Annotated in this window: 12 protein-coding genes and 3 tRNA genes; 11 read left to right on the top strand and 4 right to left on the bottom strand. The window is 42.7% G+C overall.

Annotated elements, in window-relative coordinates:
• Positions 1–59 precede the first annotated feature (59 nt).
• Entirely contained in the window at positions 60–719 is a 660-nt protein-coding gene (gene msrA, locus ACXAH2_RS05620; protein WP_475077195.1) for a peptide-methionine (S)-S-oxide reductase MsrA, read from the bottom strand.
• A 390-nt stretch (positions 720–1,109) separates the two neighbouring features.
• Here msrA and ACXAH2_RS05615 point away from each other — a divergent pair.
• From ACXAH2_RS05615 to ACXAH2_RS05605, 3 genes are all read left to right on the top strand, one after another.
• Positions 1,110–1,186: transfer RNA gene (locus ACXAH2_RS05615), tRNA-Met, on the top strand.
• Positions 1,187–1,288: 102 nt separating this feature from the next.
• Positions 1,289–1,365 (top strand) — tRNA-Met (locus ACXAH2_RS05610).
• Between the two features lie 100 nt (positions 1,366–1,465).
• Positions 1,466–1,542, top strand: a tRNA-Met gene (locus ACXAH2_RS05605).
• A 345-nt stretch (positions 1,543–1,887) separates the two neighbouring features.
• On the opposite strand, the gene ACXAH2_RS05600 is transcribed toward ACXAH2_RS05605, so the two are convergent.
• Positions 1,888–3,150 (bottom strand): hypothetical protein, encoded by a 1,263-nt coding sequence (locus tag ACXAH2_RS05600; protein WP_475077194.1) that lies wholly within the window; start codon positions 3,148–3,150, stop codon positions 1,888–1,890.
• A gap of 190 nt (positions 3,151–3,340) precedes the next feature.
• Here ACXAH2_RS05600 and ACXAH2_RS05595 point away from each other — a divergent pair, with 190 nt between their 5' ends.
• From ACXAH2_RS05595 to ACXAH2_RS05570, 6 genes are all read left to right on the top strand, one after another.
• On the top strand, positions 3,341–4,447 hold the full coding sequence (locus tag ACXAH2_RS05595) for a GGDEF domain-containing protein (protein WP_475077193.1): 1,107 nt from the start codon (positions 3,341–3,343) through the stop codon (positions 4,445–4,447).
• A gap of 112 nt (positions 4,448–4,559) precedes the next feature.
• Entirely contained in the window at positions 4,560–5,561 is a 1,002-nt protein-coding gene (xylF, locus tag ACXAH2_RS05590; RefSeq protein WP_475077192.1) for a D-xylose ABC transporter substrate-binding protein, read from the top strand.
• A gap of 55 nt (positions 5,562–5,616) precedes the next feature.
• Positions 5,617–7,146, top strand: coding sequence for a xylose ABC transporter ATP-binding protein (locus ACXAH2_RS05585; protein WP_475077191.1), 1,530 nt, complete (start codon positions 5,617–5,619; stop codon positions 7,144–7,146).
• On the top strand, positions 7,139–8,269 hold the full coding sequence (locus ACXAH2_RS05580; RefSeq protein ID WP_475077190.1) for a sugar ABC transporter permease: 1,131 nt from the start codon (positions 7,139–7,141) through the stop codon (positions 8,267–8,269). Before ACXAH2_RS05585 ends, ACXAH2_RS05580 begins: the two co-directional genes overlap by 8 nt.
• A gap of 27 nt (positions 8,270–8,296) precedes the next feature.
• Positions 8,297–9,748, top strand: coding sequence for a xylulokinase (gene xylB, locus ACXAH2_RS05575; RefSeq protein ID WP_475077189.1), 1,452 nt, complete (start codon positions 8,297–8,299; stop codon positions 9,746–9,748).
• A 103-nt stretch (positions 9,749–9,851) separates the two neighbouring features.
• Entirely contained in the window at positions 9,852–11,036 is a 1,185-nt protein-coding gene (locus ACXAH2_RS05570) for a XylR family transcriptional regulator (RefSeq protein ID WP_475077188.1), read from the top strand.
• Positions 11,037–11,068: 32 nt separating this feature from the next.
• Here the strand turns inward: ACXAH2_RS05570 and xylA are convergent, their stop codons facing one another.
• Positions 11,069–12,397 carry a xylose isomerase gene (gene xylA, locus ACXAH2_RS05565; RefSeq protein ID WP_475077187.1) on the bottom strand — a complete coding sequence of 443 codons (1,329 nt, stop codon included), beginning with the start codon at positions 12,395–12,397 and terminating at the stop codon, positions 11,069–11,071.
• A 212-nt stretch (positions 12,398–12,609) separates the two neighbouring features.
• Between xylA and ACXAH2_RS05560 the strand changes: the two genes are divergently transcribed.
• Complete coding sequence (locus ACXAH2_RS05560; protein WP_475077186.1) at positions 12,610–13,947, top strand: MATE family efflux transporter; 1,338 nt, start codon at positions 12,610–12,612, stop codon at positions 13,945–13,947.
• A 22-nt stretch (positions 13,948–13,969) separates the two neighbouring features.
• Here ACXAH2_RS05560 and ACXAH2_RS05555 read toward each other — a convergent pair whose 3' ends face one another.
• Positions 13,970–14,341, bottom strand: a complete 372-nt coding sequence (locus ACXAH2_RS05555) for a glutathione S-transferase N-terminal domain-containing protein (protein WP_475077185.1) — start codon at positions 14,339–14,341, stop codon at positions 13,970–13,972.
• A 256-nt stretch (positions 14,342–14,597) separates the two neighbouring features.
• Between ACXAH2_RS05555 and ACXAH2_RS05550 the strand changes: the two genes are divergently transcribed.
• Entirely contained in the window at positions 14,598–16,178 is a 1,581-nt protein-coding gene (locus ACXAH2_RS05550) for an L-lactate permease (RefSeq protein ID WP_475077184.1), read from the top strand.

Below are 16,178 nucleotides of genomic sequence, written 5' to 3'. Positions count from 1 at the left end.
AAATCGACGCCAGCTTTTTTATGCCTGTAATTCTTTTGAACCAAAGGGTATCAATAAAATTATCTTGCTAAACCAATTGGACAAGTGACGCCTGTCCCAGCTAAACCACAGTATCCATTTGGATTCTTATGAAGATATTGTTGATGGTATTCTTCCGCTAGATAATACGTCTTCAGTGGCTCTATTTCTGTGGTGATCATACCATGTCCGCTTTGCAAAAGTGCTTTCTGAAAGGTGGCTTTACTTTGCTCAGAAAGGGTTATATCTGGGTCTTGAGTGGTGTAAATAACAGAGCGGTACTGACTGCCGATATCATTGCCTTGTCTCATACCCTGAGTAGGATCATGATTTTCCCAGAATACTTTCAAAATGGTTTCTAAGTCGGTTTGCTTAGTATCGTAGATCACTTGTACCACTTCACTGTGACCTGTTTGACCAGTACAAACTTCTTCATAGCTTGGATTAGGTGTGAAGCCGCCAGCATAACCAACGGATGTCATCACGACGCCAGGTATATTCCATAACTTTCTCTCAGCGCCCCAAAAACACCCCATGCCAAGAATGATTTCTGCTTCATGACTTGCTTTCTCTCTCAGAAAGTTTTCACCGTTAACGGCATGGATACCCGAAACTTGGATGGCTGTGTGACGACCGGGTAGTGCCTCAGTCTCACTAGGGATAGAAGATTTTTTCAGCATTTGTTCAATTGGATTCGACATAAAGAATTCCTCAACAAGCAACATAATATGAGCGACACTTTTGCAGACACTGGATGACCCTTCAAGTTTTTTCTTGAAATTAGCTTGAGATAAGTGTGTAAAAAGGTGCAAAACATCTATTATATTAATTTAATATGAATATAGTGTTGACTCTGTATTTAATCTACCTATAATACGCACCTCGTTGATGCGGGATGAAACTATTTATTGGCTTATCGGGTGCATAACTCGAAGCTCTTAGTTCGCTTCTTAATTTGAGAAAGCGCCTCCCGTAACGACTTATAAATCTTTATAAGTAGTTTGTTGTTTAACACTTTTTTATTAAAAGTGCTTCCAATAAAGCAATGAAGTAAAGATAAGTGTTAAAGATCTATTTTAGATCTAATCTGGCGCGGGATGGAGCAGTCTGGTAGCTCGTCGGGCTCATAACCCGAAGGTCGTTGGTTCGAATCCGGCTCCCGCAACCACTTATAAGGTCGTTGGTTCTCTTTCTATTAAAGGAAGTGGCTCAAGTAACCACTTATTTTTGGCACAGTAAAACATTTATCACCATATAGCAGTATATTTGTCGCGGGATGGAGCAGTCTGGTAGCTCGTCGGGCTCATAACCCGAAGGTCGTTGGTTCGAATCCGGCTCCCGCAACCATTTATAACCTTAAGTAAGGTCGTTGGTTCACTTTCCTTCAAGGAGATGGTTCCAGCAATACAATATATTGCACAGTGATTTGCTATATCACTATATTTGTCGCGGGATGGAGCAGTCTGGTAGCTCGTCGGGCTCATAACCCGAAGGTCGTTGGTTCGAATCCGGCTCCCGCAACCATTTAAGTAAGATTTATAAGTTAAGTAAGGTCGTTGGTTCTCTTTCTATTCAAGAAAATGGCTCCCGCAACCATTTATAACCTTAAGTAAGGTCGTTGGTTCTCTTTTTAATCAAGAAAATGGCTCCCACAGCCACTTCATAAGGTCGTTGGTTCTCTTTTTATTCAAAAAAATGGCTCCCGCAACCACTTCATAGGTTGGTTCTCTTTCTATTCAAGAAATGGCTCCCGCAACCACTTCTGATTTAATCTTTATCTATCCCTAATGGTCGTTGGTTCTCTTTTTATTCAAGAAAATGGTTCAGAAACCATTTGAAGTAGAAACCTATAGGTATAAGTATTGACTGCTAAAAATAATACACATTGATCAAACAACAGAGTAGCCACATAAAGATCGCATAATGGTAACTGTTTTTGACAATGGTCTTAGTGGTTATGCCGTATCGACTGGTCATGAGTAAGCCTAAGCCAGTTAAACCACTGCTGCCAGCTGAAATGGCCCAAGCACTGAGAAATAAAAAGCCAAGTTGGCTAGGATTGGGGGCTAGGGGGAGCAAAAGTGGACTAATGATGGCAACGCTAACCACAGGGTGAATGCCAATTATACCCGCTATGATCATGGCCGCGAGAATGCCAGCAAATAGCCAAGCATTAAAGTCTAAGTTTTCAAAGTTTATGGCGTTTGGAAAGCTTTGGATAACCGCAGCGATACCACTTGAAAAAACACCTGCACCAAGAAATAAGGCAAACTGGCTACCGACTTGGGGCAATTTATCTCGTACAAAGTGGATTAAGGTGCTCTGTCTTGGTCTGGAACGCATGAGTAAGATAGCCGAGCTAGGGGCAATCATAGAAATTAACACGAGTATGCTGATATCAGGTGAAATGTAATGTGCCAAAATTACTGCACAGGCTAAGAAAAGTGGAATAATTAAACTTTCTTTGCGGATTGGATAACCACGAAATAGTTTTTTACTGCTGTGGCTGGCTTCGATGCTCGAATAAATAATAGCGACCAAGCCCATTACCAGTCCTGGCAGTAGAGTTTCTTGCCAATTCATACCTGGGGAATAGGTAATGGCAACACCGGTTGCTACAAAAAATGGTGACCACCAAGCCGCTGCTGAAAAGTTACGAGTCAGTATGTATTGCTGAGTAGGGCTGAGTTGAAATTTTCCTTTCATCCGATCAGCAAACACCATGATGACGGACAAATTGATCACGGCCCCCAAAACCTGAACTCCAAGCGCTGTGTTGAAGATGGCTTTTGAACCTTTGGGTAAGGGGGCATCATTGTCTTTATTATTGGTGAGATCGAGAAAAGACACAGCAACAAACATGGCCAGCATGGGTAAATTCGCCGCAAAAACCTGCTGCCAGGTCATCCATATTCCGCGACTTGCGGCAAACAGTAAGCAACTTAAACCGATCAAGAATAACAAAGAAGATTGTCTCTTGGCGCCGCGACTCAAGCTATTCCATAGGGATAAATTAGCTAACCAGGCTATCATGGCAGAGGCAGCAAATAGACTGTTAAAGATCAGACTCAGTAAATACAAAACTAGGGTACCCAGTACCAAAATTCCACTGTGCTTTTGAACGAATGACATGATTGTCCTTGTTGAGAGTTTTTCTTGAGGAAAAAGTCGCTAAGTGATTTATTTTCAATAGAAAAGAGTATGAAAATTATGAATTAGAAGGTAGAGATTAATGAATCAATCATCTATTTTAAAGGAATAATCCTTTAAAATAGTGACATTTTGCACTGAGATATCATTCTTTATTTAGTAGGCAAGGAATATGAAGGGGTCCTTTAAGCAAAAAGTTCGACACTATCTTACATTATTAGAAAATAGAATTGGCGAAAGCGATTTTGGGTATCAAAGGTATCTATCGGCTTTATTTAGTTTAGCGGGTTCTATTATTGCGGTGACAACTGGCATCAATGCTTGGTTTTTAGGTTTAACTGTCTTGTCAATAAGTTTGTGTGTCTCTGGTAGCTTATTGTTCCTATGCAGTTGGTTTTTGACCCAGTCTAATTACGCTAAATTTCATGGTGTAATCAAGTATGTTTCACTCATTTCTTTGTTTTTGTTGGGAGCCTATTTGATTGCTTCTGGTGGAGTGAACAACAGCGGTCCCTTATGGGTATTTGTTTTTCCCGCGGTCTTCTTTGCTTTCTGCGGTTTTAAAATGGGCATGATACTTAATCTACTCTTTGTCGTTTTGATGGTGTTGATGCTGTTTGTTTGGGGACACCTATTACAAACTTTTTACCCACAAGCTTTTAAAAGTAGATTGATTTTTGCGTATTTGACGACGGCGGCATTGTCTGGTTTTTACGAAATGGCTCGACACAGCTCTTATATGAAAATGAAGGGCTTGATGGAAAAATTTGAACATGAGTCAAGGCTGGATGAATTAACTTTATTGCCTAATCGGCGGGGTATGGGAAATACCCTGCGAGAGGAATATCGCCGTATTTTAAAAAGCCAATCTATTTCCAGCATAGCGGTATTCGATATTGATTGCTTCAAGGGAGTGAACGATTCTTTTGGCCATGATGTCGGTGATGAAGTATTGAAACATGTGAGTCAAGTACTCAATGATGGGATTGGGCCACAAGATACGTTAAGTCGGTGGGGAGGCGAAGAGTTCTTATTATTGATGCCGGAAACGAATGAACTAGAGGCGATAAGTCGACTTGAAGACTTGCGAAAACGAATGCAAGCTATGCCTTATGAAACAAATGATTTCTGCATTCAAATTACTTTTAGTGTCGGTGTTTGTGATATGGCTCAGGGTGGTTCTTTGACTGAGATAATCTATTTTGCAGATATGTGTTTATACCGTGCTAAACATCAAGGACGTAACTGTGTAGTGGGCTACAGCAGTGTGACCTTATAAAAAACGCTAGAGCTAAATAAAAAAAGATAATTTTCCTCTTAGCGACTTCTCTTTACATTTCGTTTTACTCCTTTGGAGTTCCTGTATAAATAAAATAACAAGGAATACGAAGATGAAACGAGTTCTATCAATTAGTTTATTAGCGGCGACTTGTCTTGCCGTTTCCTTTCCTACCCTAGCAGCAGGTGAAAAAATTGGACTCCTAATGTCTGATTTACGTCTCGAACGCTGGCAAAAAGACCGAGATTTGTTCACTGCTGAAGCAGAAAAATTAGGGGCAAGAGTTTACACGCAATCTGCTAACGGTGATGTGAGTACGCAAATATCACAAGTGGAAAACATGATTTCTCGTGGTGTTGATGTGTTAGTGATCGTACCGGAAAATGGTGAAGTACTAAGCAATGTGTTGGCAGAAGCCAAAGCAGAAGGCATTAAGGTGTTGGCTTACGATCGTCTGATCAAGTTTGCTGACATTGATTTGTATGTGTCTTTCGACAACATCCGCGTTGGTGAAATGCAAGCGGAAGCCTTATTGAAAAGAAAGCCCACGGGACGCTATTTTTTAATGGGTGGTTCGCCAACGGATAACAATGCAAAGATGTTTCGTGAAGGACAAATGAATGTGCTGCGGCCCGCTATAGAGGCTAAAAAGATTCAAATTATTGGCGATCAGTGGGCTATGGGCTGGTCGGCTGAGGCCGCTCTCAACATTATGGAAAATGCTTTAACGGCCAACGCTAATAAGGTGGATGCGGTGGTAGCGTCTAACGATTCCACTGCGGGAGGGGCGATTCAAGCGTTGGCGGCACAAGGACTCAGCGGCAAAGTCATTATTTCTGGTCAAGATGCCGATCTCGCGGCCGTACGTAGAATCGTTCAGGGATCACAAACCATGACAGTATACAAACCTATTTCGAAATTGGCAGAAACCAGTGCAGCCATGGCGGTGAAATTGGCCCGTGGTGAGTCGATTCAGAGCGATGGGTATGTGAATAACGGTCAGAAAAATGTTGATGCTGTGTTACTGAAGCCCATTGCTGTGACTAAGGAAAATTTAGATGAGACGGTCATTGCGGATGGTTTTCATAGTAAAACCGCAGTTTATAACCCGTAATCAATCCAGATAATGGCGCTGTAAAGCGCCATTTGCTTTTCATAAGGTGTCTAAAATGAAGCAAAAACTCTTGGATATGCGCGGTATTGTTAAAAGCTTTTCTGGTGTTCGCGCGTTAAATGGCGTGGATATCTCTCTCGAAGCGGGAGAAATTCTTTCCTTATGTGGTGAAAATGGTTCTGGTAAATCGACCTTGATGAAGATATTGAGTGGTGTTTGGCCATATGGTTCTTACCACGGTGACATTTGGTTTGATGGTCAACAAGTTAAGGCCAGTAAAATTCGTGATACAGAAATGTTAGGTATCGTGATCATTCATCAGGAACTGGCGTTAGTTAAAGAGCTAACCGTGATGGAAAACTTGTTTCTGGGTAATGAACTGGGTAAGAGTTGGCGACTGAATGAAGAAAGTATGTATCGCCAGGCTCGAGCGCTACTCAAGCGCGTTAAGTTATCGGTCTCACCGGATACTTTGTTGAGTGAATTAGGGGTAGGTCAGCAGCAGTTAGTGGAAATTGCGAAAGCCTTAAACAAAGAAGTGAAGCTGTTGATACTAGATGAACCGACTTCTTCATTGACCTCACAAGAAACCGAGATTTTATTGGATATAGTGCGTAGCTTAAAAAAACAAGGCATTGCCTGTATTTATATTTCTCACAAATTGGATGAAGTGTTAAGTCTCTCTGACTGGATTACTGTGATTCGCGATGGTGAACATATCGCCACGCAGCCGGCTGCTGAATTAACGCAAACGGACATTATTAGCATGATGGTCGGACGTGAATTGGAAGCCTTATTTCCCCGTCAAGAACATCCTATAGGTGAGGTCATTCTGCAAGTAAAAAACGCCAATGCACGCCTATATGGAGCCAGTCGTGCGCAAGTGGATGATGTCAGTTTTGAGCTTAGAAAAGGCGAAATTCTTGGTATAGCTGGGTTAATTGGCTCGGGGCGAACCGAGCTGATGCAATGTTTGTTTGGTTGCTATAGCGGACAGTATTCTGTGGCCATTCGCCTTCATAACCAGCCTGTTCAAATAAACAGCCAAGGTGACGCTCTGGCCGCTGGGATTGCCATGGTTCCAGAGGATCGAAAAGCGCATGGTATTGTTCCTATTATGTCCGTTGGACGCAATATTACTTTGCCTGTCTTAGCTAGATACACCAATGCGATTTCAGGGATAGATGAAGAGCAAGAGAGGCATGACATTGAACATTTTATTGATAAGTTAACAGTCAAAACCGCCTCATCAGACCTAGCTATTAAACATTTGAGTGGTGGTAATCAACAAAAAGCCATCATCGCCAAATACCTCTTAACAGAACCGAAGATATTGATTTTGGATGAGCCGACTCGGGGAATTGATGTGGGGGCTAAATACGAAATTTATAAACTTATGTTTGAGCTGGTTAACAGTGGTGTATCTATCATCATGGTGTCTTCAGAATTGCCTGAGGTAATAGGCATAAGTGATCGTGTTTTAGTGATGCATGAAGGCAAGTTAAAAGGTCAGTTTGATCACTTAGGATTGACTCAAGAAATGATAATGAATTGCGCAATAAAAGAAGGTATGTCGCATGCTTAAAATAATAAATACCAGTCAATTACAATTGTTAGCCATGATCGCGGCTTTGCTTTTGATCTTAGTGTTTTTTTCTATTGCGACTGAAGGGGCGTTTATCTCTTCACGTAATATTTCCAATCTGATTCGTCAAACCGCTATTGTGGGAGTGTTGGCCATTGGTATGGTGTTTGTCATTATCAGTGCTGAAATTGATTTGTCAGTGGGTTCCATGATGGGACTGTTAGGAGGGATTGCTGCCATCTTAGATGTATGGTTCGACTTGCCCATAATGCTGACTATTTTTGTAACCTTAGGTGCTGGATTATTATTGGGTTTATTTAATGGCTGGTGGGTTGCCTATCAAAAGGTACCTTCTTTTATTGTTACCTTAGCTGGTATGTTGGCATTTCGCGGTATCTTGGTTGGGTTAACAGAGGGTGTAACCGTAGCACCGACTTCCTCTGCATTGTCTGTTATAGGCCAAAGTTATATTCCCTCCGCTTGGGGAATCAGTGTGGTTGCGTTGATTTGTCTGGGGCTACTGGCAAAAGTTTCCAGCAAGCGACGCGCCAGAATACGACATCAGGTGGCCGTGCAAAGTGCGCCATTTGAATATGGTAAAGCCACTGTAGTGGTATTGGTGTTACTGAGTTTACTTTGGATTTTAGAAAATTATCGCGGTATTCCCACTCCCATCCTTATCATGGGCGCATTAATTCTCCTTGCTAGCTATGTTGCAAAACGTACCGCTTTTGGTCGCAGAGTTTACGCCATTGGTGGCAATATTGAAGCCAGTCGAATGTCAGGCGTCAATGTTGAGAAAACCAAAATGTGGGTGTTTGGGGTTAACGGTATTATGGTGGCCGTTGCCGCTTTGATTTTGACATCACGATTGGGCGCTGGCTCACCTGCTGCTGGTAATATGGCAGAGCTGGATGCCATTGCCGCTTGTGTGATTGGTGGCACCAGTTTAGCGGGAGGAATCGGCACTGTATTTGGTGCCATTATGGGCGCCTTGATCATGGCGAGTCTGGACAATGGTATGAGTATGTTGGATGTGCCCACTTTTTGGCAGTTAATTGTAAAGGGTGCCATTCTATTACTGGCTGTTTGGTTAGATGTAAAAACCAAAAATACACAATAAAAACAATATTTCAAAATTAGGCTATTTATGTTTATTGGGATTGATCTTGGCACCTCGGCTGTCAAAGTAGTATTGATGAATACAGCAGGCTACATTTTAGCTTCCAGTTCTGTAGCTTTGACGGTGTCGCGTCCACAAGCGCTCTGGTCGGAGCAGGATCCTGAAGATTGGTGGCAAGCCACAGATCGAGCGATGCAAGACTTGGCCAAACAGCACAGTCTGAAAGACGTACAATCATTAGGATTTTCTGGGCAGATGCATGGTGCGACACTGTTAGATAAACAAGGGAAGGTATTGCGTCCTGCCATCTTATGGAACGATGGTCGTTCCTATCAGGCTTGTGTGCAGCTACAAAATCGTTGTCCTGATATACAAGCCATTACTGGCAATCTGGTGATGCCTGGTTTTACTGCACCCAAATTGCTGTGGTTACAACAGCATGAAGCGAATATTTTTGCTCAAATCGATAAAGTGCTTTTGCCCAAAGATTATCTTCGTTACCGCATGACAGGTGAGTTTTACACCGATGTATCCGACGCCTCTGGCACCTTGTGGTTGGACATGGAAACTCGCCAATGGAGCTCGCCAGCAATAGAAGCGTGCGGATTGAACCTGACGCACATGCCAAAGGTTGTGGAGGGGACGAGTATCACTGGTGATCTCAACGAAACTCTGGCGACATCATGGTCAATGCCGGTTGTGCCAGTGGTCGCAGGCGCAGGAGATAATGCTGCAGGGGCAATCGGTATGGGAATCCTTAAACCCAAACAAACCATGATGTCACTCGGTACTTCCGGAGTGATTTTTTCGGTGAGTGACGGTTTCGTTGCGAATCCTGCTATGGCATTGCACAGTTTTGGTCACGCCATCTCGTCAACTTGGCACAGTATGTCTGTCATGCTAAGTGCAGCCAGTTGCCTACAATGGGTAGCTGACTTGACCAAGTTTAACAGTGTACAAGAGGCATTACAGGCAGCGGAGAGTCGATCAAAAGACGGTTTTTGTTCGGTGATTTTCTTACCCTATTTAAGTGGTGAAAGAACCCCTCATAATGACCCAGATGCCAAAGGTGTATTTTGGGGAATGACGCATCAAACGACAGCAGCGGATTTAGTGCAAGCGGTATTAGAAGGTGTTGGTTTTGCTCTATTGGATGGTTTGGATGCGGTTCGCTCAGTGCAAAGCATTGAAGGCAGTATCGATGTTATTGGAGGAGGGGCGCGCAGTCGTTATTGGTTGCAGCTGTTGGCCGATATGTTCGCTATTAAGATGGTTTACCGTGAAGGTGGTGACGTTGGCCCTGCTTTGGGGGCTGCTCGCTTGGCAGCGTTAGGGGTTGAAGGTGAAGAGAAATGGTCAGAACTGTGTGGTAAACCTAAAATCATTGAAACCTTTCTACCAGACTTAAGCCAGCAAGGCATGTGGCAAGAGAAAAGAAGCCGTTTTCAGACCTTATATCATGCATTACGAGATCTCTAGAGAGACATACCTAGACTAGAAAATAGGGAAAATTGGGCAAAATGTTGTCTTAGGAAGTATGCTTTATAACTAATAATAAAAATAAAGTAATGGATGCTTCGCTATGTTTGAAAAACGTTATCGACTTAATTTGGTTTTCAATGCTAACAAAGTTTATGACCGTCAGGTGATTGAAGGCATAGGGGAATATTTACAAGCAGCACAATGTGATTGGGATGTGTATTTCGAGGATGACTTTCGCAGCCGTTTAGATGGCCTAAAGTATTGGCAAGGTGACGGCATTATCGCCGATTTTGATAATCCTGAGGTAGAGGAGTCACTCAAAGAAACTGATATACCAACGGTCGCAGTGGGAGGTTCCTATCAACGTAAGGAGGATTACCCCAGATTACCCTATGTGGCGACCGATAATGCTGCTTTGGTCAGCAGTGCTTACCAACACTTAAAACGAAAAGGGCTCAGCCATTTTGGTTTTTATGGTGTACCCGCCAACAAATACCATCGCTGGTCAAGTGAAAGACAACATACTTTTGTTGAGCAAGTAGCGTGTGATGGTTTCCAACCTTATGTTTATGAAGGGTATTTGACTTCAACTCAACTCTGGGAAACGGCTCAACAGGGCTTAGAGAATTGGCTTAATGATTTACCCAAACCGATTGGCATTATTGCGGTGACTGACTCCCGTGCCAGGCATCTTCTACAGGTATGTGATCATTTGAACATTATGGTGCCAGAGCAAGTGGCTATCGTAGGAATAGATAATGAAAATATGGCGCGTTATCTCAATCGTACAGCCTTGTCATCAGTAGAGCAGGGTTGTAAGCAAATGGGCTATGAAGCGGCAAAAATATTACATCGGATGTTGTTGGGCTATACCCAAAGTAAAAGTCTGGTGTTGGTTAATCCAAATGGTGTGCAAGAGCGTCAATCTTCTGATTTTCGAGCCTTGCGCGACCCTTATGTGATTCAAGCCATGCATTACATACGACATAATGCCTGTCGCGGTGTTAAAGTGGCTCAAGTGGTTGATTATATTGGTATATCACGTACTAATTTGGAATCGCGTTTTGTCGATGAAATGGGTTGCTCCATGCATGAACAATTACACATGACTAAATTTTCCCGTGCTTGCGAATTGATCAGCTCAACCAATTTGCCGTTTGATGAAATTGCTCGCACCTGTGGCTATCCTTCGGTGCAATATTTGTATACGGTATCGCGCAAAAACTTGGGCATGACACCAAAAGAGTATCGAGTCTCCAGTCGTTTGCAGAAAGAAGACTCGTAACACTACCCTGTATAATTTATCATAATGACGATCTAGTTTTTCGGGGAACGTATGTAAGACTGCAGCAGGTTTTCAAGCATTTCTTGGCGGCCTGATACGGGTTGTGGGTTGATATTGTGAGTTTCAGCATATTCAGCAACTTGTGATAAGGTCATCTTACCTTGCAGAAGTTGCTCACCAAAAGCTTGTGACCAAGCTTGGTAGCGATCTTTGATTATGGTTTCTAATCCTGCCTCCTGTAGCATAGAGGCGGCATTTTGTAAGGCCAGAGCTAAAGTGTCCATAGCACCAATATGACCGTGGAAAAGGTCTTCTAGATCGATCGATTGTCGACGTAATTTGGTATCAAACATATAACCACCGGTTTTGAAACCGCCCGCTTTGAGGATTTCATAAGTTGCTAAGGTGTACTCTTCAACACTGGTTGGATATTGATCCGTGTCCCAGCCTAGTTGGGCGTCGCCTTGGTTGGCATCAATGGAACCAAAAATGCCCAATGCGCATGCGGTGGCGATTTCATGATGGAAGCTATGGCCTGCAAGCGTGGCGTGGTTGGCTTCAATATTGACTTTGATTTCTTTTTCTAGATCAAATTCTTTTAAAAAACCAAAGACGGTGGCGGTATCATAATCGTATTGATGCTTAGTTGGTTCAGCCGGTTTCGGTTCGATCAAAATGCTGCCTTGAAAGCCTATCTTATGCTTGTGTTCTACCACCATCTTCATAAAACGTCCTAATTGCTGACGTTCTTGCTTTAGGTCTGTGTTGAGTAACGTTTCATAGCCTTCGCGTCCTCCCCAAAGTACGTAGTTTTCTCCTTTTAATCTGTGTGTTGCCTGCATGGCATGACACACTTGCGTTGCGGCATAGGCAAATATTTCAGGGTTTGGGTTAGAGGCGGCGCCTGACATATATCTTGGATGGGAAAACGCATTAGCGGTTCCCCATAAGAGTTTCATGCCTGTGGTAGCTTGTTTTTCTTCTAACACATCTTGCATTTGTGCAAAGTTATTAATGTACTCACGTATATTACGGCCTTCAGGTGAGACGTCCACGTCATGAAAACTGTAATAGGGAATGCCTAATTTGCTGAAGAATTCAAAAGCGGCATCGGCTTTTTGTTTAGCCGCTTGCATTTCATTATCTGTCTTGTACCAAGGGCGCTGAAAGGTGTTTGCGCCGAACACGTCACTGCCTTGCCAACAGAAATTATGCCAATAACAAGCTGCCATTCTTAGGTGTTCTGACATGCTTTTCCCCAAAACGATTTTATTGGCGTCATAATGTTTAAAGGCGAAAGGATTTTTAGATTGAGTACCTTCGTAGCGAATCTGTGTGATGTTGGGGAAGTATTCCGTCATGTGACTCTCCTAACTTTTGTTGTTGTTTTACGCTTCATCTTGTCGGCTTAGTGAAGTAGCGGCAATTACGAAATTTGTTGCAGCCTTTATAGATTTGCGCAGTGTTGGTATAGAGATAGGGGATGATGAAAAAAATATTTATGAAATGCTGTTTTAATTATTGTAACATGGTGGTAAGCCATCCTATCCCATTTTTCAAGGGCCGTTAAAAATTGAGTTTTGTTGTCAAAGAGAATGTCACTAAAAATGTTTCATTAGCCTGGCCTCTTGCCTTAAATTCGCTGCTGGTACAATCCATGGTGCTGGTGGATGTGATGCTGGTGGCGGGGTTGGGAGAAGTGTCTGTGGCGGGGTTAGGTTTGGCTTCTGCTATTTTGGCCTTTTTGATTGGCACTCAGTATGCCTTAGCCAATGGTACTCAATTAATACTGGCGAGAGCCTTTGGTGCCGAAGACAGTCGTAAAATCGTCAAGAGTTTATTCATTGGTTGGATCATTAACTTGGGTTTGACCTTGCTCACCAGTTTTTCTCTCTTATTGTCCATTGACGTATTGTTACCTTTATTGGTGAATGACACCTTGGTAGTGGAACAAGCCTCATCCTATCTGTATGTCAGCGCTTTTATGTTGATGGCCTCGTCCTGTGCACAAGTCATGATTGCTTTTTTTAATGGAAGTGGTAAAACACGTTTGCCCCTATACGGCTACGGAATTGAGATTCCCATTAATATTCTGCTCAGCTGGGGCTTAATATACGGACATTATGGCTTACCTGAAATGGGGTTGCAGGGTGCTGCGGTAGGGAGTTTAGTAGCGCTTTTGATTCGTGTGCTGTATCTGTCTTGGCAACTTGGTAGGCAAGTAAATGTATCGATAAAGTTCGCTAAACAAGATTTACAGGCGCAGCAGATTTGGCAACATTTTGTCGAAATTTCACCTATCGCTGCCAATTTTATTACCCTTGCTTCAGGGGTTATGCTCCATCAAATTTTATTTGCTCAGTTGGATATATATTCGTTTGCTGCGATCACATTGGTGATGCCTTGGATGCAAATGGGAGCGCAGTTTGTAACCTCTTGGGCGCTTGCCACATCCATTAATATTAGTCAGCTTAGAGGGCAAAATCAGCCACAATTGATTCCCGCTTTTGTTAAGGATGCAGTGTGTATTATTTTGTTATTGGGCATCTTCTTGTGCGTTATATTTATTCTGTTTGGTGAGTGTTTGGAATGGGTTTATCCGAATTTAGCACCTGCTACATTAGATGCATTAGAAGTGATTGCCCCCATTTATATCTTGATCCCATTGGTACGTACCTATAATGGTTTGTGCGGCCATTCTCTTCGAGCATTGGGTCACAGCGTGACGGTGTTGCAAATTCACTTTGTCACCCAATGGATTATTGGTTTGCCATATTTGGCCTTGATGGTGTATTGGCAGGGGCCACTTTGGGCGATTTTTGGTTCTATTTTGTTAGAAGAGTGCTTGAAGGTGTATTTCTTCAGAAAGCACTTACAAAGAGAGCTCATGTCTCTTAGTAAGGCAATCTGATACTTATTTATTCGTACCTTCTTTAACCGAAGCGCTTTTCTAAATAGCGAATAATATCGGATGATTCGTACATCCAGGTGACTTGACCTTCTTCTTCAATGCGTAAACAAGGCACTTTTACCCGTCCACCACCTTCTAACAGGGCTTGTCTGTGTTCCGAGCCTTCTGTGGCGTTGCGCTTTTCGATGGGTAAATTTAGCTTATAAAGAGTGCGACGAGTTTTTATGCAAAAAGGACAAGCGAAAAATTGATAAAGGGCTAAGCTTTCAATGGCTTTATGAATTTGAATTTGCTCTTCGTTTGTACGCTTTTTGCTGCGGCCACGTGTTGCGAGATCAGCAATGGCGATGATAATGCCCAATAGATTTCGGAGGATTTTTAGGAAGAATTTCATAATGGATCTTTGTGCAGAAAATGAGACGCCATTATACCCACTGTGACGTTTGCTGAAAGGGCTAAGTAGGCAATTTATTAGTGTTATTTTAAAGGGGGTGAAATATCACTTTTTTGATGTTTGTACCTTCCCTGAGCTTATTAAAAAGAACGCACAACAGGAGTGAAATATAAATGGCAGTTATTTGACTTGCCACAATAAGATACTATCCCAAAAGGAATAGTATTGGTGTTGTTTTCAGGGAAACATCATATTTATGCAAAGCTTGCTATCCGCTCTTCCTATTCTGGTTCTGATATGGCTAATGACCAAACAGACTCCCTGGTCAGCGCACATTGCCTTGCCTTTTGCCGCCTTACTGGTGGCGTTAGTACAAGTTTTTTCCTTTCAAGCAGATATTATTTTAATGTTAGCGAATGCCATCGCAGGTTTTTTGGCGGTGTTAACACCAATTTCTATCGTGGCGGGTGCCATCTTACTTAATCGTATCTTGTATCACTCAGGCGCTGAAGCGTTTTTGAGTGCATGGTTGAAAACCATCAGTGATAATGAGATTGCGCAATTAATGATTATTGGTTGGGCGTTTGCTTTTATGATTGAAGGGGCTTCCGGCTTCGGTACACCTGCCGCCATCGCGGCCCCTATACTGGTAGGGCTAGGCTTTCCTGTATTGCGTGTGGCGATATTAACCTTAACCATGAACTCTATTCCAGTGTCTTTTGGTGCGGTCGGAACCCCACTTTGGTTTGGTTTAGGCCGTTTGAATTTAGCCACGGATATAATGATTGAAATTGCTTCTCTAACGGCTTTATTAAACACTTTAGTCGCTTTCGTCATACCTATTATCGCACTGAGTTTTGTCGTGACTTGGCGGCAAATATGGCGCAATTCTGTGTTTGTTATTTTGAGTATATTGTCCTGTACTTTACCCCATTATTTTGTCGCCCAATGGAATTATGAGTTTCCAGCCTTGATTGGTGGCGCAGTGGGACTAATATTGAGTGTAGGGTTAGCAAAAGTGGGCATTGGTTTAGCCAAACAGCCCGATGAAACTTTTAATAAGAGGCATTTGTCAAACCTGCAATTGATCAAAGTGATTACCCCTTTCGCATTGCTCATTGTTGTTTTGGTGATTACTCGCTTACCAGATTTGTCACTAAAAATCTGGCTGACTGATGTTACGCCCATGTGGAGCAGCTTTATTGGCATAGGGCAGTTTGAGATCAGTCGGGCCTTGGTATTAAGTGTCAATGATATCCTGACTACTCAGGTAAGTTGGCAGTATAAAAGTTTGTATGTTCCGGCGCTGATTCCTTTTGTCTTGGTGGTCTTGATCTGTATTCCCTTGTATCACATGTCTCGTCAGCAAGTATTCATGGCGATGTCGGATACGTTTAACAGATTGTTACTGCCTTGCGTGTCTTTAATTGGTGCTTTGGTGATGGTCAATCTTATGATGCAGGGAGACAGTAAGTCTCCAATGAATGTATTGGCGAATGGCTTTGCTCAACTGCTTGGCGGTAGTTGGGGGTATGCCGCAGTTTGGTTAGGAGCGCTAGGGTCTTTTTTTTCTGGCTCGGCGACGCTCTCAAATTTAACCTTTGGTGGTATTCAATATGGTATTGCTGAGAAGGTAGGGCTGCCAGTGAGTGTGATTTTAGCCTTGCAATCCGTGGGAGCGGCCATGGGCAATATGGTGTGCATTAACAACATTATTGCCGTGTCGACGATTTTAGGCATTGTGAATAAGGAAGGGGTCATTATTAAGCGAACCCTTTTGCCTATGCTTGCTTATGGCCTAATTGCAGGGGGATTGACATGGTGTCTTTTGAGGTGA

The sequence above is a fragment of the Marinomonas sp. ABL3_031 genome (assembly GCF_056161265.1).
This window is presented reverse-complemented; position numbering and strand designations above follow the sequence as displayed.

What these genes read in the sequence shown, in the direction of transcription:
- msrA (WP_475077195.1), bottom strand. Translation starts at nt 719, where the DNA reads ATGTCGAATCCAATTGAACAAATGCTGAAAAAATCTTCTATCCCTAGT.
- ACXAH2_RS05600 (WP_475077194.1), bottom strand. Translation starts at nt 3,150, where the DNA reads ATGTCATTCGTTCAAAAGCACAGTGGAATTTTGGTACTGGGTACCCTA.
- ACXAH2_RS05595 (WP_475077193.1), top strand. Translation starts at nt 3,341, where the DNA reads ATGAAGGGGTCCTTTAAGCAAAAAGTTCGACACTATCTTACATTATTA.
- xylF (WP_475077192.1), top strand. Translation starts at nt 4,560, where the DNA reads ATGAAACGAGTTCTATCAATTAGTTTATTAGCGGCGACTTGTCTTGCC.
- ACXAH2_RS05585 (WP_475077191.1), top strand. Translation starts at nt 5,617, where the DNA reads ATGAAGCAAAAACTCTTGGATATGCGCGGTATTGTTAAAAGCTTTTCT.
- ACXAH2_RS05580 (WP_475077190.1), top strand. Translation starts at nt 7,139, where the DNA reads ATGCTTAAAATAATAAATACCAGTCAATTACAATTGTTAGCCATGATC.
- xylB (WP_475077189.1), top strand. Translation starts at nt 8,297, where the DNA reads ATGTTTATTGGGATTGATCTTGGCACCTCGGCTGTCAAAGTAGTATTG.
- ACXAH2_RS05570 (WP_475077188.1), top strand. Translation starts at nt 9,852, where the DNA reads ATGTTTGAAAAACGTTATCGACTTAATTTGGTTTTCAATGCTAACAAA.
- xylA (WP_475077187.1), bottom strand. Translation starts at nt 12,397, where the DNA reads ATGACGGAATACTTCCCCAACATCACACAGATTCGCTACGAAGGTACT.
- ACXAH2_RS05555 (WP_475077185.1), bottom strand. Translation starts at nt 14,341, where the DNA reads ATGAAATTCTTCCTAAAAATCCTCCGAAATCTATTGGGCATTATCATC.
- ACXAH2_RS05550 (WP_475077184.1), top strand. Translation starts at nt 14,598, where the DNA reads ATGCAAAGCTTGCTATCCGCTCTTCCTATTCTGGTTCTGATATGGCTA.